18 protein-coding genes are annotated in these 20246 nt (G+C 34.7%); 9 read left to right on the top strand and 9 right to left on the bottom strand.

Annotation, left to right across the window (positions count from 1 at the left end; all coding sequences use genetic code 11):
• From T367_RS0104955 to T367_RS0104940, 4 genes are all read right to left on the bottom strand, one after another.
• Positions 1-1883: immunoglobulin domain-containing protein (locus T367_RS0104955; protein ID WP_027418852.1), on the bottom strand; the 1883-nt coding region annotated here is incomplete at its 3' end.
• A gap of 20 nt (positions 1884-1903) precedes the next feature.
• The gene (locus T367_RS0104950) at positions 1904-2254 is read right to left on the bottom strand and encodes a hypothetical protein (protein WP_027418851.1); all 351 of its coding nucleotides are present in this window, start codon (positions 2252-2254) and stop codon (positions 1904-1906) included.
• 361 nt (positions 2255-2615) lie between these two features.
• A complete protein-coding gene (locus T367_RS23675) occupies positions 2616-3317 on the bottom strand; it encodes an energy transducer TonB (RefSeq protein WP_027418850.1) in 702 nt (233 codons plus the stop codon).
• Between the two features lie 143 nt (positions 3318-3460).
• Entirely contained in the window at positions 3461-3895 is a 435-nt protein-coding gene (locus T367_RS0104940) for a hypothetical protein (protein WP_027418849.1), read from the bottom strand.
• A gap of 126 nt (positions 3896-4021) precedes the next feature.
• On the opposite strand from T367_RS0104940, the gene T367_RS0104935 reads away from it, so the two are divergent.
• Together T367_RS0104935 and T367_RS0104930 are read left to right on the top strand one after the other, a co-directional pair.
• Positions 4022-4453, top strand: a complete 432-nt coding sequence (locus tag T367_RS0104935; protein ID WP_027418848.1) for a RidA family protein — start codon at positions 4022-4024, stop codon at positions 4451-4453.
• Positions 4454-4464: 11 nt separating this feature from the next.
• Positions 4465-5040 (top strand): tetratricopeptide repeat protein, encoded by a 576-nt coding sequence (locus T367_RS0104930; RefSeq protein ID WP_027418847.1) that lies wholly within the window; start codon positions 4465-4467, stop codon positions 5038-5040.
• A gap of 240 nt (positions 5041-5280) precedes the next feature.
• Here T367_RS0104930 and T367_RS23670 read toward each other — a convergent pair whose 3' ends face one another.
• Positions 5281-8322, bottom strand: coding sequence for a M1 family metallopeptidase (locus tag T367_RS23670; RefSeq protein ID WP_051568354.1), 3042 nt, complete (start codon positions 8320-8322; stop codon positions 5281-5283).
• A 222-nt stretch (positions 8323-8544) separates the two neighbouring features.
• On the opposite strand from T367_RS23670, the gene T367_RS0104915 reads away from it, so the two are divergent.
• The 3 genes from T367_RS0104915 to murA all read left to right on the top strand — a co-directional run bounded on the left by T367_RS0104915 (position 8545) and on the right by murA (position 12643).
• The gene (locus tag T367_RS0104915; protein WP_027418846.1) at positions 8545-10569 is read left to right on the top strand and encodes a thioredoxin domain-containing protein; all 2025 of its coding nucleotides are present in this window, start codon (positions 8545-8547) and stop codon (positions 10567-10569) included.
• Positions 10570-10654: 85 nt separating this feature from the next.
• On the top strand, positions 10655-11329 hold the full coding sequence (locus tag T367_RS0104910) for a DUF4290 domain-containing protein (RefSeq protein ID WP_027418845.1): 675 nt from the start codon (positions 10655-10657) through the stop codon (positions 11327-11329).
• 6 nt (positions 11330-11335) lie between these two features.
• Complete coding sequence (gene murA / locus T367_RS0104905; RefSeq protein ID WP_027418844.1) at positions 11336-12643, top strand: UDP-N-acetylglucosamine 1-carboxyvinyltransferase; 1308 nt, start codon at positions 11336-11338, stop codon at positions 12641-12643.
• Positions 12644-13128: 485 nt separating this feature from the next.
• Here murA and T367_RS0104900 read toward each other — a convergent pair whose 3' ends face one another.
• From T367_RS0104900 to T367_RS0104885, 4 genes are all read right to left on the bottom strand, one after another.
• Entirely contained in the window at positions 13129-13965 is an 837-nt protein-coding gene (locus T367_RS0104900; protein ID WP_169736025.1) for a fructosamine kinase family protein, read from the bottom strand.
• Between the two features lies 1 nt (position 13966).
• Positions 13967-14530, bottom strand: a complete 564-nt coding sequence (gene pth / locus T367_RS0104895; protein WP_027418842.1) for an aminoacyl-tRNA hydrolase — start codon at positions 14528-14530, stop codon at positions 13967-13969.
• Between the two features lie 66 nt (positions 14531-14596).
• The gene (locus tag T367_RS0104890) at positions 14597-15220 is read right to left on the bottom strand and encodes a 50S ribosomal protein L25/general stress protein Ctc (RefSeq protein ID WP_027418841.1); all 624 of its coding nucleotides are present in this window, start codon (positions 15218-15220) and stop codon (positions 14597-14599) included.
• A 50-nt stretch (positions 15221-15270) separates the two neighbouring features.
• The gene (locus T367_RS0104885) at positions 15271-16197 is read right to left on the bottom strand and encodes a ribose-phosphate pyrophosphokinase (protein ID WP_027418840.1); all 927 of its coding nucleotides are present in this window, start codon (positions 16195-16197) and stop codon (positions 15271-15273) included.
• Between the two features lie 195 nt (positions 16198-16392).
• On the opposite strand from T367_RS0104885, the gene T367_RS23665 reads away from it, so the two are divergent.
• From T367_RS23665 to T367_RS21425, 4 genes are all read left to right on the top strand, one after another.
• On the top strand, positions 16393-17115 hold the full coding sequence (locus tag T367_RS23665; RefSeq protein WP_051568353.1) for a fibrobacter succinogenes major paralogous domain-containing protein: 723 nt from the start codon (positions 16393-16395) through the stop codon (positions 17113-17115).
• A gap of 4 nt (positions 17116-17119) precedes the next feature.
• Positions 17120-17911, top strand: coding sequence for a hypothetical protein (locus tag T367_RS0104875; RefSeq protein WP_027418839.1), 792 nt, complete (start codon positions 17120-17122; stop codon positions 17909-17911).
• A 248-nt stretch (positions 17912-18159) separates the two neighbouring features.
• Positions 18160-19452, top strand: a complete 1293-nt coding sequence (locus tag T367_RS0104870; protein WP_027418838.1) for an aminopeptidase P N-terminal domain-containing protein — start codon at positions 18160-18162, stop codon at positions 19450-19452.
• The gene (locus T367_RS21425) at positions 19452-20231 is read left to right on the top strand and encodes an alpha/beta fold hydrolase (RefSeq protein ID WP_051568352.1); all 780 of its coding nucleotides are present in this window, start codon (positions 19452-19454) and stop codon (positions 20229-20231) included. Before T367_RS0104870 ends, T367_RS21425 begins: the two co-directional genes overlap by 1 nt.
• Positions 20232-20246 lie beyond the last annotated feature (15 nt).

Raw genomic sequence — 20246 nt, 5'->3', positions numbered from 1 at the left:
GATCCATCTCCAAAATTCCAAAACCATTCATAATCTTCTCCGCCCGGTATTCTTGTTCCGTCAACAAAATCAATTTCATTAATTAAACAAGTACTACCTAATCCATCTGCTGATGATGATGTAACACCATCAATTGTTACTTCATATTCAAAGTCTGCAGTTGGTTGTGGGTGAACTATAACTGTAAATATTGCCTCATCATCTGGACAAGGAGCAACACCTGTTACAGTATATTCGAATGTATAAGTACCACCTAGACCACCAACATCAAGCACACCTGTACCAGCTGTAAATTGTCCTGAAGCTGTTACCTCTCTAAATCTTCCTAATGGATTTGCTCCTTCACTAATTAAATCATGTAAATCAACAGTTACACCGTCTTCACCACATAATTCGATTGTATTATCATCACCTGCTGCACCAAGTCCACCAAAATCAATGATAACACGCATAGTACTAAAACAGCCATTTGCTGTATCTCCAATCATCAACCAAACTTCATCATCTGGTCCCATAAAATCATCTTCATACAAAGGATCAACTTGTTTAGCGCTATCTGGTCTTTCAGAGAAGAAATTCCAGACAGCATCTTCAGTATCATTTAAATCCATCCATTCTAATAAATCTAATTCAAAATCTTCACAGAACGGTCCTGGATCAGTAATTTCTAATTGCGGTCCTTCAGAATAAACGACAACAATAGTTTTCGTAATTCCTGAAGTTAAACATTCTGAAACCGGTGTTCCTTCAACAACATAAGTAGTTGTTTCAGTTGGAGAGGCTTCAGTCGTTGGTCCTGTCGTTTCAGTTAAACCTGAGTCTGGAGACCAAGTCCAATCATAATCACCTGCATTTGGTCCATCAACAGTAAGAGTAACAGGATTACCAGCACAACTCGTTACTGAATCAACTGTAGGATTACACTGGCTAATTACACCTCCACCAATACCACCAGCAGACTCATAATCGATATAATATAAACTCGCAAATGCACCTTCTAAGGCTTCTTCATTTAAAACGATGGCAAAAGTAAAATTAACTGTATCATTATCAGGAATATCTGATTTATGAGCTAAAGACATTGCTTGATCACCAGATTCCGTAGCACCTGGTGTACCTTCTAGACCAATAGCATTCCAAATATCAGAACCACTTCTATTACTAAATCCTCTATAAGAAACACGGAACTTATCACCTAAAGCACCGAACCCTAAATATGAATCCCAAGGTGTTGATTGTTCTGCAGACACCAAGGCTTTTTGACATTCGTCACCGGGCTGCGAAACAATTGTATTTTGTGTTACAAAAGATCCACCAATTGGTTGATTATTATCCGGGTCAACATTTCTATAATAATAAACATCTGTTAAATCCTCACCGGTACCGTTATAAATACTCACTTCTGTTGTGTAAAATAAATCAGTAACAAATAAATGATACTTAATATTAATCGTTACATCCTCAACTTCACCTTCCCATTCGACAGTGATACAATCACCTACTCTTGTGTGCGTGATTGCACCATCAGGAGTTGTCATAATTTGGTTAATATTATAATTGTTCCCGTAATTAACACCGTTAATTTCTATTCCCCAACCATTTTCAGGCGATCCTGGTGTAAAGAAATCACCATCATAATCTACCCAACCATCTCTAGCCGGATTTGCAACGAAACCACATGGTGTGCCAAAAGCACCGCCTCTTGAATGGAAACCAGCACCTTCTGCAGTTCCTTCTTGTCCTCCTGCACCACTAATTGCAATTTCTACATAGTCACCAATTGCATATCCATTTCCACCTTCAATCTGTGCAGAAGCAACTGATCCTATTGTGATAAATAAACAAAACAAAAAGGCGTTTTTAATTTTATCTAGCTTTAACATATAATTTTTTTTATCCTAGTTTATTTACAAATACTCTTTAAATAATCATTCCACCAAACAATATCATTTGGTGTAGAAGTTCGATCCGTATGAATTCTTATCAACATTACATTATTCGCATAATCTGCTTTTAATGAAACTAAATTATTTGATTTAAACCCCATTAATTTTTCTGCTGCAGCTTCATTTTCGAAACCAAAAACACTAAGATCAGCTTTGTAATATTCTTGTATTGGGCTAGATGCATCAAGAGTTATACAACAATTTTCAGTACTTGTTGCTGAACCATAAACGATCTCACTATCTCCTTCTTGAGCAAAGGTGGTTGCCTGTACAAATAAGACAAACAATAAACTCTTAAATAATTTCATTCGAATAATTTTTAAATTTTATACTCTGTAAACCGAAACAACAACAAAAACGTTGCATGGGAGGCAAATCTATTCTAAAAAATCTTAAATTCCAAGTGAAACTCTGCATTAAACAGTTTTAAACGTGTATGTTAAATATTTCTATTTACAAATATTAAATGAAGACAATTTGCTCTACACGTATTTTATTACTGACATGCAATCAAATAGGTTCAACTTGAATTCCAAACGTCCCTATTATTGTACCAACAAATTCAAACATCTAATCTCATTCGACTAATAACGGTAGAATGTTATTCTCAGAAATAAAAAAACCAGCCTCAATTTAATGGGCTGGCTCTAATTCTAATTATTTAGTAGCTTAATCTAACTTAATATTTAAAGGAAGAATGAAACTAACGTTAACAGGCTTTCCTTTCACCTCACCAGGCTTCCATTTCGGCATTCCTTTTACAACATCTATTGCGGCATTGTCTAGTGGCTTTTCAATTCCACGTACAATATTTACCTTATCTATACTTCCGTCTTTTTTAACAACAAAACCGACATACACCACACCTCCTTTAGAGATCAAAAAGTTTGGAATATCAATATTGTCAACGATCCAATTTGCCATAGCCGCCTCTCCCCCGATAAATGCCGGTGGAACATCAACATCCAAATCAGAAAAAGTAGAATCAACTGCAGGCCCTTTTCCGCTGCTTGATCCACCTGGGATAGGATCAGTCATTACAATAATATTTGTTGTAGTATCTTTGTCTCCATCTATTGCAACCAAATCAATTATTTTATCAACCAGAATAATTGAATCTATATCATCATACCTGATTACATTCTGTTTTTTCGGCTGTTGTTCTTCAATCGTATAAATTTTTTCAATTGGTGGCTCTTCGTCAATTGTACCTGGAATATTCTTGTCAGCAATAAAATATGGCGAAACACTTTTCGCTGATACATATTCAAAAGCTGCCAAACAAAGACCACCTGATAGAATTAAACCGATTTGAAAAAAAGCATACCTTTTTTTCTCAAGGTTGGCTTTAGGACTTTTTTTAGAAATCATAATATTTTTTTTTAGTAAAACATATTATGAAAATTGCAATTGGCGTGCCAACTACGGTAACGACTGATTATCTGTATAATGTATTGACTAACCTGTTATATTTTTGTTAAAAGCGTATATCGAATTAAACCTTTTGATTAAAGTTAAGTCGATTTTTTAATAAAAACAGAAAGAATATTCCCGGCTATAAGAATAATACCCATGGTAATCCACACATAACCCCAAAGGCTAAAATCGAATGTAATTGGATCGTTAAAAACTAATAAACTTAGAACAATTATAATCGTCGATATCACCATATTACCAATAGCTATATTTCTGACAATACGAAAAGGTTTTTTAATCAAAATATAAGTTGTCAAAATAAAAATTGTCAATATTAGCGGGAAGGTAAATACTACCGCCTTTTGTGTTAGGGCAGGAATATCTGCGATCCCATAATAAGATATGCGATCCATTTCATTGAGATGGGTTATGAACCGATTTTCATTTGCACGATAAATATTAGAACCAAAAAAAACTGCGATCAAAATCATTAAAAATGATAAACCAGCTGATACCAGATGAGGAACCTTCATTTATTTGTGTTTAATGTTCGTAGATGAAAAGTAAGTTAAAACAAATATAATTCATTAGAACCGAAATTCTCGAAGTCATACTTTTTAAGTTGAAGCAAATGGGTATATTTGTAACAAAATTAAGCAATGTCTGAAAAAATTAGCACATCAAAGGCACCAAAACCAGTAGGATTGTATCCTCATGCACGAACAGTTGGTGAATTATTGTTTTTATCAGGAGTTGGTCCAAGAGTAGCTGGGTCGAATAAAAACGATTCTGCCGTTCCAGGTTTAGAGCTTGACCATAATGGTAATTTTATTGCTTTTGACTTTGAAGCGCAATGTCGTTCTGTATTTGACAATGTGAAATTAATTTTAGAAGCTTCTGGTTCATCATGGGATCAGTTGGTGGATGTTACCGTTTTCTTGGTTAATATGAAAAGAGATTTTCACGTTTACAACCGCGTTTATGCAGAATATTTCAAGGACAACCAACCTTGTCGAACAACTGTTGAAATCAACAGCCTGCCTACACCAATTGCTATTGAATTGAAATGTATTGCAACAATCAAAAAATAAAATCATAAAGAATGTTTGGATTAATTATTAAAGGAGCCTTAACATTAGGCTCGTTATTATTCACTATTTTCCTATTCGCTTCTGGATCTTGGGGTTGGGGAATCATGTTTATTTTTATAACGGCAATTTTAGGGCTGTTTATTTTCAGAAATGAAAATTTAATCATGGCTGCCTTACAACTGCGTCAACAAAATATGGAGAAGGCTAAAAAGTTTTTAGGCCGTATTAAACAACCTCAATACTTGTTTCGAGGACAAAGAGCGTATTATTTCTTTTTAATGGGTCATGTAAATTCGCAAGGTTCATCAATGGGCCAAGTAGAATCCTATTTTAGAAAAGCTTTAAGCATTGGTTTAAAAAAAGATTATGACCAAGCCATGGCAAAATTAAGTATTGGTGCTATTTGTTTACAAACTGGCAGACGAAGAGAAGCAGAATCGATGTTGAATGAAGCGAAGAAACTAGATACTAAAGGTATGCTAACTGATCATATCAAAGGTCTTAAAAAACAAATGGGAAGAGCTACATCTCAAAATCAAATGAGAATGGCGCAAATGAGTAAAGGCAAAAGAGGGAAGATGAAGTAGGCTGATTAGGCGTTGTTTGTTGATCGTGTCATGTATGTCCCTGATATAAGTAGACAGATTATTTAACTACTAACTTATTACGCTGCATAATTATAAACATCTTCAGGCTCTTTAAAGTCGATTACTCAATTTGGACTTGAAAAATTATAATTACTCACAACTTGTTATATTATAAATTCGCCACCTGTTAAGGCGGTTAATTAGTCTATAATTGGATATTCTCTATAAATCGTATTCTTTTTACAATAGGGCGGTTGGAACAATTTCATTCAAGTTTAAACCATTCATGTTTAGGGTGAATCGCACTGTTCGCATATAGTTCCCTAAGGTTGCTGTACTTGTTTTTAAATTTGGCGTTTCATAAAGCGGGAAATACACTCCAAAGATGTCACCAATCTCAATTGCAAGTCCAGCATCGCCTACTAATTCAAGATTATTATTAATTGTAAAAGCACCGATATCTCCGTAAACACTTAAGAAAGGAATGTAAGGTAATTGAATAGTTAGATTTAAGGCGGTAATAAAATCATTTGATGTCCCAAAGTTTGAAACCGTTTTAAACCCTCCTTGATTCAAGATTCTTTGTTGAGCGAATAATCCGGAGGTTCTATTCCGTCCGAATAAATAATGTTCGTACGTTACATCTTGTGAACCACTCTGACCACCCAATGAAAAAGCAAAACGACCATCCTGAATTCCTCTTGACAACAAGTTCTTTCCGGCATAAAATCTCAATCCTATCTTTTTCTTTTTTTCTTTTAGATAAGTCAGCTTATAATTAGCCGTCAATCCACTATTCAATACTTGATTTGTATAAACGATGTCCTCTAACATATTTGTCGAGGTATAAAAATCGAAACGAATATCTAAACGGAAATCCGATCTGCCGTTTTTATAATGCAAATCATATAATCCACTTGCTCCATATAAATCTCTACTGCGTTCAAATGAATTTTCGCGTACAATATGTCCGAGGAATTTTATATTTTGAAGATTGTTTTTTCGTTTATATGGTTTGCCAAAAGCAAAATTTAAATAGGGTCTAACTACCCAATAGTTCCCTACCTTATTTCTTGCATCATCTTGCGTTTCTGTTAGGCCTTGTCCGAAACTTTTTCCTTCAACTCCCAATGTTACCATTCGAATGTTTTTTGCAGGTACCCAAGAATAATTTATATCAGCCAATCCAGCAATGTTAGATTGTCCAAAAGAAAACATTGGCGCTAAAGTATATTCTAATTTATTTTTAGGAAAAGTAATATTGTGGAGCGCTATCCCGATCATAAATTTATCGTAAGCATTAAATCCAGCGATTGGTAACCAGTTCGCATTCCAGTTTTTCCCTTCATTGTCTCCAGCAAGGAATTCCAAACTAAAAGGTTCAACACGATTAAAAACTTTGTCATTTCTCCAATAATTATTGTTCGAATTCATATCAGGCATCACACCTGCTTTATCAATTATTATCTCATCAAAATCGACACCATCGAACTCGGTAATAAGCTCACCAGCATTCGGCTTAATCCAATTGGTTGCGACAATTTTTCCTGATTTTAATCCATCGACTCTACAAGGACCTGCAATTTGACCTTTATTTGAAACCTTTACAACCGTCTTTTCATTTTCAAGACTTACACTTTTGATTTTAAAGTCAATTTGTTTAGTCGTTTGAATAATGTCATCAAAAAACCATGAGAAATCTTCTTTAACTTCTGCTTCAAAAGCTGCACGAAGGTCAGCGGGTTGCGGATGTTTAAAATGCCAATCGATAAAATATTTTTTCATTATTTTATCAAATACTTCTTCTCCTAAATAGTCTTTTAAATAAGTGAAAGCTAATCCAGTCTTTCCATAAACAATTGCACCATAGTTTATCGATTTATAATCATCAGCTTCCAATTCAATTGGTTGATCTAATCCTAAACCTGCTACCGATTTATAGGTAAGCATTGACATATCGTAGTGACTTAAACTATCTAAATGGACTTTTGGACCTATACCTCCCAACATATCTGTTAAATAAGAATTGTTCGGATATTTCGTTGCGATATATCGCATCTCGTTAAGTGTATTTAACCCCTCATCCATCCATGCATGGCTCCGTTCGTTCGAACCCAACAAACCATAAAACCAATTGTGTCCTACCTCATGAACAATAACTATTTCAAGATCTATTTCCGTCCTTGTTTCTCCAATTACAGTAACATTCGGATACTCCATACCACCACCCGCACTAATTGTTCCATCTACGGCAGTAGCCTGATTATATGGGTAATCACCATTCCATTTAGAATAATAAAACAAGGCATCATTTATATATGTTACAGCATCTTGCCAAACTTCATAATTTTCAGGAACAAACATCGCCCATGTATCCACTTTTCTATCACTATTAGGAAGTACAACTTCACCTTTTAAAACTTCAAATCTTTTATCGGCAAACCACGCAAAATCATGTACATTGTTCTGCGTAAATCGTATCGTCTTAAAATCCTCCGCTGATGGAGGGAATGAGGAAGTACTAGACTCATCAGCAAATCCTTCTTCTAAAAATTTCTTCGCTGTTTCTTTCGCTTTACTCGACAAGAACTCAATCTCGCTTTCTGTTTGCAAATCACCGGTTGCCCCAACGACATAATTCTTTGGTAACGTTATTTCAACATCAAACGACCCAAATTCAGAATAAAACTCTCCTTGTGTTAAATAAGGCATTTGATGCCATCCTTCATTATCAAAAACGGCTGGCTTAGGATACCACTGTGTAATTTGATAAGACTGACCAACGAATCCTAATCTTGAAATATCACCCGAAGGAATTTTTACTTTGAATGGTGTTGATACCGTAATTTTTTCACCAGGTTTAAGCGGAGTATTCAAAGTGATTTTACAAATATCAATATGTACTGCGTCAAGCGACCAATTAACCTTTGCATCGTTTACTTTAAAGTCTAAAGAATCGATATAACCAAGCTCTTCAGCACTTGCCGTTTCTAAAGCATCATTCTTATCCCGATTTAACTGTATTGCTAATGCTGTTTTATTATTTTTATATGCATTTGGCCAAAGATGAATGTAAATTTCATTTAAAGTTGTTTTTGAATTATTGGTATAATCAAACTCTTCGTAACCGTCTAAAAAATTTGTTTTGTCATTTAATTTAACCTGAATTCTAAAGTCGACTTTTTGTTGGAAATAATCTTGAGCGTTGATATTATTAGTGCTTACCAATAGTAAAAATGCTAAAATTTGGAAGAGAAAGATGCGATCAAATAAACTTTTCATACTTAAACTTAAAGAAATGGTATATATAAATGTAATTGAATTATATTGTTTCTCTCAATTTTTAAGTAAATTCTATTTTAAGATGCTTATCTTTACTTTTATTAATCTATCTTATTCTTAATGTCTATTTCTCGCATCTTTAATTTAGTCACGATATTTATTTTATGTCTTAGTTTTTCATCCTGTTCGAATGGTAGTTTACCAGCAAATAACACGAATGACATGGACACTACTGTTCACAAGCATACCAATGCATTAATTGATGAAACCAGTCCGTATTTATTGCAACACGCGCACAATCCTGTCAATTGGGTGCCATGGAGTGACGAAGCTTTTGAAAGAGCCAAAGCAGAAAATAAATTGGTGATCATTAGTATTGGATATTCGTCATGTCACTGGTGCCATGTAATGGAAAGAGAAAGTTTTGAGCAAGAAGATGTCGCTGCATTAATGAATGAACATTTCATCAATATTAAAGTAGATCGTGAAGAGCGTCCAGATGTTGATCAGGTTTATATGGATGCTGTTCAATTAATGACCAACGGCAGAGGTGGCTGGCCCCTAAATTGTATTACTTTACCTGATGGGCAACCAGTTTATGGAGGAACTTATTTCGAAAAGAAACAATGGCTTCAAATTCTAACCGATTTACAATTTAATTATGAAAAATCGCCTCAAAAATTGGAGGAGTATGCAGCGAAAGTAACTGCAGGTGTGCAACAATCAGAATTGATCACATTATCTACAACCGGAACGAAATTCAACCGTGATGAAATAAATGAGATGGTGAAAAATTGGGAAAAAACCTTAGATTATGCTGAAGGAGGAAGTCAACAAACTCAAAAATTTCCACTGCCAAACAGTTATGATTTCTTAATGCAGTATGCTTTCCAAACAGGAGATGAAAAAATAATGCAACAAGTAGATTTAACACTTGAAAAGATGGCCTTGGGTGGTATTTACGATCAAATTGGCGGAGGATTTTCACGTTATTCGACTGATGAAAATTGGAAAGTTCCACATTTTGAAAAAATGCTTTACGACAATGCACAGTTGGTTTCTTTATATGCGAAAGCTTATCAAAGAACTCAATCCGCGACTTATAAGAAGGTTGTTTACCAAACTATCGAATGGTTAAAACGAGAAATGATGACCAAAGAAGGGTCTTTTTATTCGGCTTTAGATGCGGATAGTGAAGGCGAAGAAGGCAAGTTTTACATTTGGACAAAAGACGAATTATCAACGATACTTGGCGAGGATTATTCTTTCGTAGAAAAATACTATAACGTAAATAAAAAAGGACTTTGGGAAGGGAATTATATTCTATTAAGACAAGTTACAAATGACAAATTCGCTGCAGACAGCGACCTCAGTATTGAAGCGTTGACTAAAAAAGTAGACAAAATCAATAAATTATTACTTACCGAACGAAATAAACGTATTAAACCAGGCCTGGATGACAAATCCCTAACCTCTTGGAATGCATTAATGACAATTGGTTTATTAGACGCATATGCTGCTTTTAATGACGAAAAATTCTTGCAGATGGCCATTAAAAATGGCAAGTGGATCATAGAGAAACAAATGAAAAAGGATGGTCATTTATTTCATACATACAAAGAAGGAAAAAGTACTATTCCAGGATTTTTAGAGGATTATGCTTTTACAATTGCTGCATTTACAAAGCTTTACGAAAATACTTTTGACGAATCTTATTTGGAAAAAGCGGATCAATTGACTGCTTTCGCTAAGTTACATTTCTTTGATGATCAATCTGGTATGTTCTACTTTACTTCAGATGAAGGCAGTTTAATCGCTAGAAAAATGGAAATTTATGACAATGTAATACCGAGCTCAAACTCTGTAATGGCGAACGAGATGTATAAATTGGGCATTATTCTAGATAGAAAAGAATACAAGGAAGTTGCAAAACAAATGCTTGCTAATGTGATTCAAGAATTTCCGAAATATGGCAGTAGTGTTTCAAATTGGGGAATATTAGCACTCAATTTAACTGGAATATATTATGAGGTTGCAATAACAGGTGACCGGTCAAATACACTAACCAAATCTTTGCAAAAACATTATATTCCAAACAAAATTGTTTTGGGTGCAACAGATAAAAGTGATTTGGCATTATTGGAAGGTAAATTCTTAGGAGAGCCAATGATTTTTGTTTGTATTGAAGGCGCTTGTAAATTACCAAGTAATTCGTTAAAGGGTGCTTTGAAACAACTTAAAAACTAAGCTTAATTCATTCAAAATTGTGAATTAACAGGAAATTAATGCAAATAAAATTGGGTTTTATCAAAAAACCTTAAATTTGAAAACTATGATAGATAACGATTCGCTCGTATACAATACAGCGCGACCAAAAATGCAAATTCCAGAATATGGGAGAAATGTACAAAAGATGGTCGATCACGCTGTTTCTATTCCAGATAAAGAGCAAAGAAATAAGGTTGCAGAGGCAATTATTAAAGTGATGGGGGAATTGAAGCCTGAATTGCGTGATGTAGAGGAATACAAACCGAAGTTATGGACACATCTATTTATCATGTCTGATTTTAATTTAGATGTCGATTCACCTTACCCAATGCCAAAAAGAGAGGTGTTGAGCGCAAAGCCAGAAGCTTTAGATTATCCTCAGAAGAAAATCAAAATTGGTCATTACGGGAAAAACGTTGAAATTTTAATTGGTAAAGCAATTGAAATGGAAGATCCGGATGAGAGAGAGGCCCTAGTGAAAACTGTTGCCTGTATGATGAAACAATTTTATCTGACATTCAATACGCAATCTATCGATGATAAAACAATTGCTGATCATATCAAAAAACTATCTGACGGAAAAATTATCTTAGAAGACTTGTCTTTCTTACCGTCTACTGGTTCTATTCTAAAAACCGTTACTCCTGTTAATAATGGCAGTAATAACAAGAAACAGAATAACAATAAGAACAGAAATAATAATAACAAGAACCGTAATAAAAATCGAAAAAGATTCTAAATAGCTATGGGCGCTTTTGAAATTCATGGTGGTAAACCACTAAAAGGAGAACTAACACCTCAAGGAGCAAAAAACGAGGCTTTACAAGTTTTATGTGCTGTCTTAATGACTCCTGAAAAAGTTACAATCAGTAACATTCCGGACATTGTAGATGTGAACAAATTAATCAATTTGTTACAAGCAATGGGTGTGAAAATTGAAAAGGTTGAACGTGGTACCTACAATTTTAAAGCTGCTGAAATAGATTTAGAGTATTTATTGACTGACGATTTTACCACTCGTGCTTCAGGGCTTCGTGGTTCAATCATGATAATCGGTCCACTATTGGCACGATTTGGTAAGGCATATATGCCAAAACCAGGTGGTGATAAAATTGGTCGTCGAAGATTAGATACCCATTTTGAAGGTTTTGAACAATTAGGTGCTAAATTCACTTTTGATCCAAAGACTTTTTTCTATACTGTCGAAGCAGATAAACTGAAAGGTAAATACATCCATATGGATGAAGCTTCTGTGACAGGAACAGCAAATATTGTAATGGCTGCTGCAATGGCTAAAGGTAAAACTACCATTTACAATGCTGCTTGTGAACCTTACTTACAACAATTGTGCAAAATGCTGAATAGCATGGGTGCAAAAATTACCGGTATTGGATCTAATATGTTGACAATAGAAGGTGTTGATTCGTTAGGTGGATGTTACCACCGCGTTTTACCTGATATGATCGAGATAGGTTCATTTATTGGATTGGCAGCAATGACCAAATCAGAAATCACGATTAAAGATGTGAGTTACCCTGATTTAGGAATTATGCCAACAATTTTTCGTCGCTTGGGTATTCAAATCGAACTAAAAGGTGATGATTTATACATTCCTGCTCAAGATTCGTACGAAATAGACACTTTCATTGATGGTTCAATTCTAACAGTTTCAGATGCTCCTTGGCCAGGTTTTACACCTGATTTATTGAGTATTGTTCTAGCAACTGCTACACAAGCCAAAGGTTCTGTTTTGATCCACCAAAAAATGTTCGAATCAAGATTATTCTTTACAGATAAATTGATTGATATGGGTGCACAGATTATTTTATGTGATCCACATAGAGCTGTTGTAATTGGAATGAACCATGAGCATAGGTTAAGAGGAATTAGTATGACTTCTCCAGATATTCGTGCGGGTGTTTCTTTATTAATCGCTGCTTTATCAGCTGAAGGAAAAAGTACGATCCACAATATTGAGCAAATTGATAGAGGTTACGAAAATATTGATTTCAGACTGAACAATTTAGGTGCTGATATTCGTAGAATTGGATAGCTCAGAGAAGATAGTTGTTCCTCCTTTGCTATTGGATAAGGAGGACGCGTAGATAAAAATCTTTATTTCAGGTTGTAATTAGGGTATAAGGTCTAGTTGATAACGATTAGAATTGACTACATTTTTCTATAGTCCTCTTAGCTTCTTTGGCGCCTTATGCGGTTAAAATAATTAAATAGTCCATTGTCCTAAGCCTTGACATTTCAAACCTACCGCCTATTCTCTTTTGCCTCTTGCTTAAAATAAAAGTCTATCCGCAGATAAGTCCCGAAGGGACGACATAAAATAGCGGAGGAAGCCATTCCTTCGGTAGGAATTTTACATTAAGTAAGTTTAAAACCCTGCAAGGGTGCAATATATTTTTGAGTGGGCATTTGAATTTTAGATGAGCATTTAGCGGTGCTAAAAATTTGTCACTGATGAACGAAAACTTATATGGTCAAAGTAATTCTTCATCAATTCTCGCGCATTCTATGATAAATACTTTATTTAAACGCTTCTAAAATATTGGCCACCTTATCCCAATACGATCTGCCAAATAGGTTTACATGAACTAATAATGGATATACCTGATTGTACTTGATACGCTTTTCCCAATCTTGTTCTAATGGTAAAAAAGTGTCGTAATGGTGGAATAAAGACTTGTCAAAACCACCGAATAAATGCATCATTCCAATGTCCATTTCACGGTGTCCATAATAAACCGCTGGATCAATAAAAAACGGTTTGTCACCAGCACGAATGATATTGCCTGACCATAAATCACCATGTAATAACGTCGGTTTTTCGACAGGATATAAATCAGGAATTTTTTTATAGAATTTTTCGATAACTTTTGCCTCTACAAAATTAACATCGCCGTTATTAACAGCCATTTCAACCATCGGCATTAAACGTTCATTTATAAGAAAGTCTGCCCAATTATCATGTTGATTATTCTGTTGAACCAACGATCCTATGAAATTTGATTCATCTAATCCAAATTTATCCGCTTTTACCTGATGTAGATTAGACAAACTATTAGCGAAATTCTTCCAGTAATTTGACACAGGTTCCTTCTGTTCAATATAATCTAAAACCAAATATTGTTGATCTTCAAATAAACCAAGATCTTTAACCTCTGGCACATCTATTGTCGACCCTAAAAGTTGTAACCCCCCTTTTTCTAAGGCAAACATATTCGGGTAAAATTCAGCTTTATTGATCTTAACAACAACAGACTTATTGGCCGTATCAACTTTAAAAACTTGATTAATATCACCACCCGCAAGCTTTGATACGGCAGTATAACCCGGTAATATTTTATCGAATAATTCTTTCACCTTATTTATTGTTCCAAGCACTCATTGTTTGGTCGAGACCAATTGTAACAAAACTCTTAATAAATTCTGTAGCCACTTCAATCCGATCGTCTAAAGTCATTAATTCGTCTTCATTCCATTGTCCCAAGACATAATCTACCTGACGACCTTTTGCAAAATTATCACCAACACCAAATCTCAACCTTGAAAATTGATCTGTATTCGATACTGCAATAATATCCTTTAATCCGTTGTGTCCGCCAGCACTTCCTTTACCTTTTAAACGCAATACACCAAAAGGTAAAGCCAAGTCGTCTGTAATGACCAAAACACGCTCCAATGGAATCTTTTGCGCCTGCATCCAAAAATTGACAGCTTTACCACTCAGATTCATAAAGGTGTTCGGTTTTAATAAAAGTAAATTTCTCCCTTTATGTTTTACTTGTGCTATTTCACCTAAACGACCAATATCAAAATTCACCTCATTTTGTTCAGCAAATTTATCTAAGACTTTAAATCCAATATTATGTCTTGTTTCAGCGTATTTAAAACCTGGATTTCCCAATCCAACGATAAGATAATTCATATTATAAAATAAAAAAAGGTTGCTACAAAAGTAACAACCTTTTCATTAATATTTATGATAAATTGATTAAGCTTCTGCTTCTTCAGTTGCTGCTTCTGCACCAGCTTCTCCTTCAGCACCTTCTTCATCATCACCTTCATCAACAGCACCTCTAGCCATTTTAATTGAACAAACAACTGCGTTTGGAGCATTTAAAATTTCTAATGTATCTGTAGCTAAATCTTTAATTCTAATTGAATGACCAATTCTCAATTTAGTAATATCTACTGTAATTGAATCAGGCATGTTATCAGGTAAAGCAAATACTTTTACCGTTCTAAAAATCTGTTGTAAACGACCACCGTTTAATACACCAATTGCTCGTCCTTCTAAATGAACTGGTATGTTCATTTTCACCTTTTTCTTTGGATCTAATTCGATAAAATCAACATGCCAAATTTTGTCAGTAACTGGGTGGAACTGGATATCTTGAATTATCGCTCTTGTTGTTTTACCATCAACATCAACATTGATCAAGTAAACATTTGGCGTATAAACCAATTTTTCCATATCTACATGAGATACACTAAAGTGAGTTTGTTTTTCTCCGCCGTAAATTACACATGGTACGTTACCACCAACTCTTACAGCTTTCGCATCCTTTTTCCCTACGTTCGCTCTAACCGAACCGCTCAATGATACTTCTTTCATATTTATATAATTATGATCGGGTGTTATTTTGCCCGATCTGTGTTTACTTATTAAAAGTGACGACTGATAGACTCGTGTTTAACAAGACTATGCATCACATCTGCATATAACTGCGCTACGCTTAGCACTTTTATTTTGTCAGATTTTTGTTTTAAAGGAATTGAATCAGTTACTACTAATTCAGTTAATCCAGACTTTTCAATTCTTTCGTATGCCGGCCCTGAAAGCACAGCATGTGTACAAATAGCTCTTACCGATAAAGCTCCGTTTGATAAAAATAAATCAGCTGCCTTTGTTAATGTACCAGCAGTATCTACCATATCATCAACTAAAATAACATCTTTACCACGTACATCACCAATCACTGTCATTTCTGCCACCTCATTCGCAACCTTACGTTGTTTATGACAAATTGCAAGACCCAAGTCTAACTTTTTAGAATAAGAATTTGCTCTTTTTGCACCACCAGCATCTGGAGCTGCAATAATTAAATTCTTAGAATCAATAGATTGAATATAAGGAACAAATATTGTTGATGCATAAAGGTGATCAACTGGGATTTCAAAGAAACCTTGAATTTGATCAGCATGTAAATCCATTGTCATTACTCTGTCAACACCGGCAACTTCCAACATACTTGCAACCATTTTTGCACCAATTGCAACTCTTGGTTTGTCTTTACGGTCTTGACGTGCAAAACCGAAATAAGGAATTACAGCTACGATTGATTTCGCTGAAGCTCTTTTTGCAGCATCAGCCATCAATAATAACTCGAACAAGTTTTCAGTTGGTGGCATGGTAGATTGGATTAAAAATACATCCTGACCACGAACCGTCTCCTCTAACGAGGGTTGAAATTCACCATCACTAAACTCCGTAACAACAACGTTACCAAGCTCTTTACCGAATGTATCAGCAATACTATTTGCCAATTCACTTGTTGCTCTTCCTGAAAATATTTTTACTCCCTTAGACATGCTTTCCGATTTGGAAGCGCAAAGTTAGCTTTAAATGTGTAAATAGCCTCGTTTTTTGCTGATTTTTTGGATCCTATTTAAATTCATTTCAACTTATTCTTAAAATGCAGATGATTTAATTAAAAAAAGGGAATAAATACTTATTAAATAAATACTTATTTTTAGGCATTAAACCCTATAGAAATAAATGCTAAAATGAAATTTAGTTACCTGCTCCCTAACTCTTGTAATATCACATTTATTGCTCTTGTTTTTATAACACCCCTGATCTTTAGTTGCAAACCCAACTTATCTATCTACCCTGAAATTATTGATGGTGATGGCGTTGTAGATGCCGAAGGGAATTTTTATCCGACTGCCATTTATGGCGACCAAGAATGGATGAGTGAAAACTTAAAAACTAGCTTGTATTGCAATGGTGACACCATTCCATATTTAGGCGAAAATAAAAAATGGGTAATTTACGACAATGACCCTATAAACGACAGCCTTTTTGGTAAACTATATTTGTACGGAGCAATTTATGATACAGCCAATATTTGCCCTTGTGGCTGGCGTGTACCAACTGATGCCGATTTTGCAAAGTTTAATAATTATTTGGGAGGGCTTTATGATGCTCTCCCATTACTAAAAGATGGAGGTAGATTAGGACAAGGTGATGGCTTGTGGAATGATAATTATTCTGCTCAAGTAGATGGGCGATCCCTTCATTTTAAAGCTTTGCCCGCGGGATATGCCATTGGTATAGGTACAATGGAGTATAAGAAAAAAGATACACTAACACGTTTTTGGTTGAACTATCCAAATGATAATGGAGAAGGCAAGAACTTCCGCATTGGACAATTTCAATATGTCGAGTTAGAAACATTTGATTTTAAATGGATTTACGCATCGGTGAGGTGTATTAAAGATTATTAATACTATGAAGAACTTTTTATTGCTAAGTTTTTTGTTTTTGGTGAATACTACCGCGATTGGCCAGGAGGACGAATACGATTTTAATTATGACACCATAACTTTTGCTTTTGGTGTTGAGTTAGGTTATGGTTTTGCAAAGCCCATTCAATACGATCATAATAGCGAATATTTTTTTTATAGTAACGGGGCTGGACGTACTGCAAGTGTTTCACTGATGAGCAGATTTAGTTATAGAAAAGTTTATTTTGTTGCAAGTTTAGGGTTTGGAATGAGTAATACTGAGCAAACTTATGTTATTGGAACTTTGAAGGACCTCAGCATTGGTCATACATTTAATCAAAAAACACAGAATATATTAGGCGAATTCACTATTGGACGGAAATTTAATATAAATGAAACTACGGACCTAAACTTAGGTATTGGATTGGGATTGGTTAGCGAAAATTTTACGTATGGAAAACCCATCAATGGCAATATCAATTCTTTAAACTCACACATAGATAATCACCTTGAGACTGATGATGTTTTTGATGAATCACCTGGTTATAATATAGATGATATGACTTATAATTATGAATTGAAAATCAACCAGCCTTTTCAGGTTGCGCCAATATTTTTGGCAGGCATAGAAACAAAATTAAAAAAAGGTAGCATTTTATTGGCTTGTGATATTAGCATCAACAATATGGCATATTCAACCGTGGTTAAATATTCGGGAAATAATTATAGTGCATTTGCCAATACCAAATATGTAGCATCAACCTTTGGTGTGAACTTGACTTATTATTTTAGGTAAGAGTTCCACTAGGGATAGTAATGGCAGCGAAAAACTTATTATTTGTGTGAAAAAACAAATTTATTGGGCGACTTTAGAAGCCCCATTAAATTGTATTTTGAACCAGAATAATTATTATTTTGCTATAATGTATAGCCCGTACAAGTGGCCTAAAAACCTTTCATACAATTCTGCCCTCAATAAATTTGTAAGCCTTAATTTATTCGTAACTTTAACTTTTTAGAAATTACAAAATAGTTGATATTACCATGAAATACGAGAAAATAAACCGCGAATTATTTATTAAGAATAGAGCAAAATTTATTGCTCAAATGGCACCAAAATCAATCGCTATATTCAATTCGAACGACATTTATCCGATTAGTGCGGATAGTACAATGCCTTTTCAACAACACAGAGATATATTTTATTTAACGGGTGCTGACCAAGAGGAAACAATTTTAGTATTGTTCCCGGACGCTTTTAATGAAGAACACCGAGAGATGTTATTTGTAAGAGAAACAAATGAGCATATTGCTGTTTGGGAAGGTGAAAAATTGACTAAAGAAGCTGCCTTAGACAGAACTGGAATAAAGGATGTTTATTGGTTAGATCAGTTTGACACGATTATGAAGGTTGTGATGGCGCAAGCTGAAAATGTTTATTTAAACACCAACGAACATACGCGTGCTAATACTACGGTTGAAACACGTGAGGATAGATTTATTAAAGATTTTAAGGTTAAATATCCAGTTCATAACATTAAAAAGAGTGCACCAATAATGCACAGTTTAAGAGCGATAAAGGATAGCATTGAGATTGATTTGATGCAAACTGCTTGTAATATTACGGAAAAGGCTTTTAGAAGAATTTTAGGTTTTATAAAGCCAGGCGTTACGGAATATGAAATTGAGGCGGAGATTATGCACGAATTTTTACGTAATCGTTCGAAAGGTTTCGCTTATACACCGATTATAGCATCGGGGAATAACGCGAATGTTTTACATTATATTGAGAACAACCAAGTTTGTAATGATGGCGATGTGATTTTAATGGATTTTGCTGCTGAATACGCGAATTATGCGTCTGATTTGTCAAGATCTGTTCCGGTTAATGGGAAATATTCTCCACGTCAAAAAGATGTTTACAATGCTGTTTTACGTGTGAAAAAAGCGTCGGAAAACTTATTAGTTCCGGGTACTTATTTAGCCGAATACCATAAAGAAGTTGGTAAATTGATGGAAAGTGAATTGGTTGGATTAGGTTTGTTGGATTCGACAGATTTGAAGAATCAAGATCCAAAATGGCCTGCTTATAAAAAATATTTTATGCACGGAACATCTCACTTTATTGGTTTGGATACGCATGATGTTGGATCGTGGACGAAACCGATTGAGGCTGGCATGGTGTTTACTTGCGAACCTGGAATTTACATTCCTGCTGAAGGGTTAGGTATTAGAATTGAAGATGATTTGGTAGTGCAAGCTAACGGAGCGCCTAAGAATTTAATGGGCAATATTCCAATAGAAATTGAAGAGATAGAAGATTTGATGAATGCATAATGATGCAGGAATTTAAAGGCGTTACGGGTTCACTATTTTTTAAGCAATTAGGAATTGGTGAGCCCGTTGTTTTATTACATGGGTTTTTAGAGGATCATCATATTTTTGATGCTATGACACCTCAATTAATTGACTTGGGATATCAGGTTATTCTAATTGATCTACCAGGACATGGTTCGAGCAGATTTCAAGGTGAAATTTGTACGATGGAATTCATGGCTGGATTAGTAAATGAACTATTTGATCAATTAAAAATTGATTATCCATTTATTTTTGGTCATTCGATGGGTGGATATGTAGCCCTTGAATTGCTGAAATTACGCACCGCAAAGATTTGCCTTTTACATTCAAATTTTTGGGAGGATGATGCCGAAAAGAAGAACAATAGGAATCGGGTAGCGAAGATTGTTGCCACCAATAAATCACTCTTTATTAACGAGTCAATTCCGTCATTATTCTATCAAACGAACCGTTCAAGATTAAAGGTAGAAATTGAACAATTGAAGAAAATCGCCCTAAAATTAGCGGCTGAGGAGATAATTGCGGTGACAAGAGGCTTAAGAGACAGGAAAGACAATACAATTTTACTTAATCACCATTCAATTTCCATAATTCAAGGAGAATATGACCCGGTGATACCTAACAATAAGTTAAATGAAGCCGTTGAACAAGCAGCAATAAAACCAGAGATAATTCAGATTCCTAATGTTGGACATATGAGTTTTTTAGAAGCACCTGCTGCTTTATTTAATGCAATGAAATTAGTGCTTTTTAAATAAATTAAAATATTTTTG

The sequence above is a fragment of the Crocinitomix catalasitica ATCC 23190 genome (assembly GCF_000621625.1).
Classification (GTDB): domain Bacteria; phylum Bacteroidota; class Bacteroidia; order Flavobacteriales_D; family Crocinitomicaceae; genus Crocinitomix; species Crocinitomix catalasitica.
The sequence above is the reverse complement of the archived record's forward strand: the minus strand, read 5'-3'. Positions and strand labels throughout refer to the sequence as shown.

Excerpts from the sequence above, each read along its gene's own strand:
- T367_RS0104950 (WP_027418851.1), bottom strand. The coding sequence starts at position 2,254 with ATGAAATTATTTAAGAGTTTATTGTTTGTCTTATTTGTACAGGCAACC.
- T367_RS23675 (WP_027418850.1), bottom strand. The coding sequence starts at position 3,317 with ATGATTTCTAAAAAAAGTCCTAAAGCCAACCTTGAGAAAAAAAGGTAT.
- T367_RS0104940 (WP_027418849.1), bottom strand. The coding sequence starts at position 3,895 with ATGAAGGTTCCTCATCTGGTATCAGCTGGTTTATCATTTTTAATGATT.
- T367_RS0104935 (WP_027418848.1), top strand. The coding sequence starts at position 4,022 with ATGTCTGAAAAAATTAGCACATCAAAGGCACCAAAACCAGTAGGATTG.
- T367_RS0104930 (WP_027418847.1), top strand. The coding sequence starts at position 4,465 with ATGTTTGGATTAATTATTAAAGGAGCCTTAACATTAGGCTCGTTATTA.
- T367_RS23670 (WP_051568354.1), bottom strand. The coding sequence starts at position 8,322 with ATGAAAAGTTTATTTGATCGCATCTTTCTCTTCCAAATTTTAGCATTT.
- T367_RS0104915 (WP_027418846.1), top strand. The coding sequence starts at position 8,545 with ATGGACACTACTGTTCACAAGCATACCAATGCATTAATTGATGAAACC.
- T367_RS0104910 (WP_027418845.1), top strand. The coding sequence starts at position 10,655 with ATGATAGATAACGATTCGCTCGTATACAATACAGCGCGACCAAAAATG.
- murA (WP_027418844.1), top strand. The coding sequence starts at position 11,336 with ATGGGCGCTTTTGAAATTCATGGTGGTAAACCACTAAAAGGAGAACTA.
- pth (WP_027418842.1), bottom strand. The coding sequence starts at position 14,530 with ATGAATTATCTTATCGTTGGATTGGGAAATCCAGGTTTTAAATACGCT.
- T367_RS0104890 (WP_027418841.1), bottom strand. The coding sequence starts at position 15,220 with ATGAAAGAAGTATCATTGAGCGGTTCGGTTAGAGCGAACGTAGGGAAA.
- T367_RS0104885 (WP_027418840.1), bottom strand. The coding sequence starts at position 16,197 with ATGTCTAAGGGAGTAAAAATATTTTCAGGAAGAGCAACAAGTGAATTG.
- T367_RS23665 (WP_051568353.1), top strand. The coding sequence starts at position 16,393 with ATGAAATTTAGTTACCTGCTCCCTAACTCTTGTAATATCACATTTATT.
- T367_RS0104875 (WP_027418839.1), top strand. The coding sequence starts at position 17,120 with ATGAAGAACTTTTTATTGCTAAGTTTTTTGTTTTTGGTGAATACTACC.
- T367_RS0104870 (WP_027418838.1), top strand. The coding sequence starts at position 18,160 with ATGAAATACGAGAAAATAAACCGCGAATTATTTATTAAGAATAGAGCA.
- T367_RS21425 (WP_051568352.1), top strand. The coding sequence starts at position 19,452 with ATGATGCAGGAATTTAAAGGCGTTACGGGTTCACTATTTTTTAAGCAA.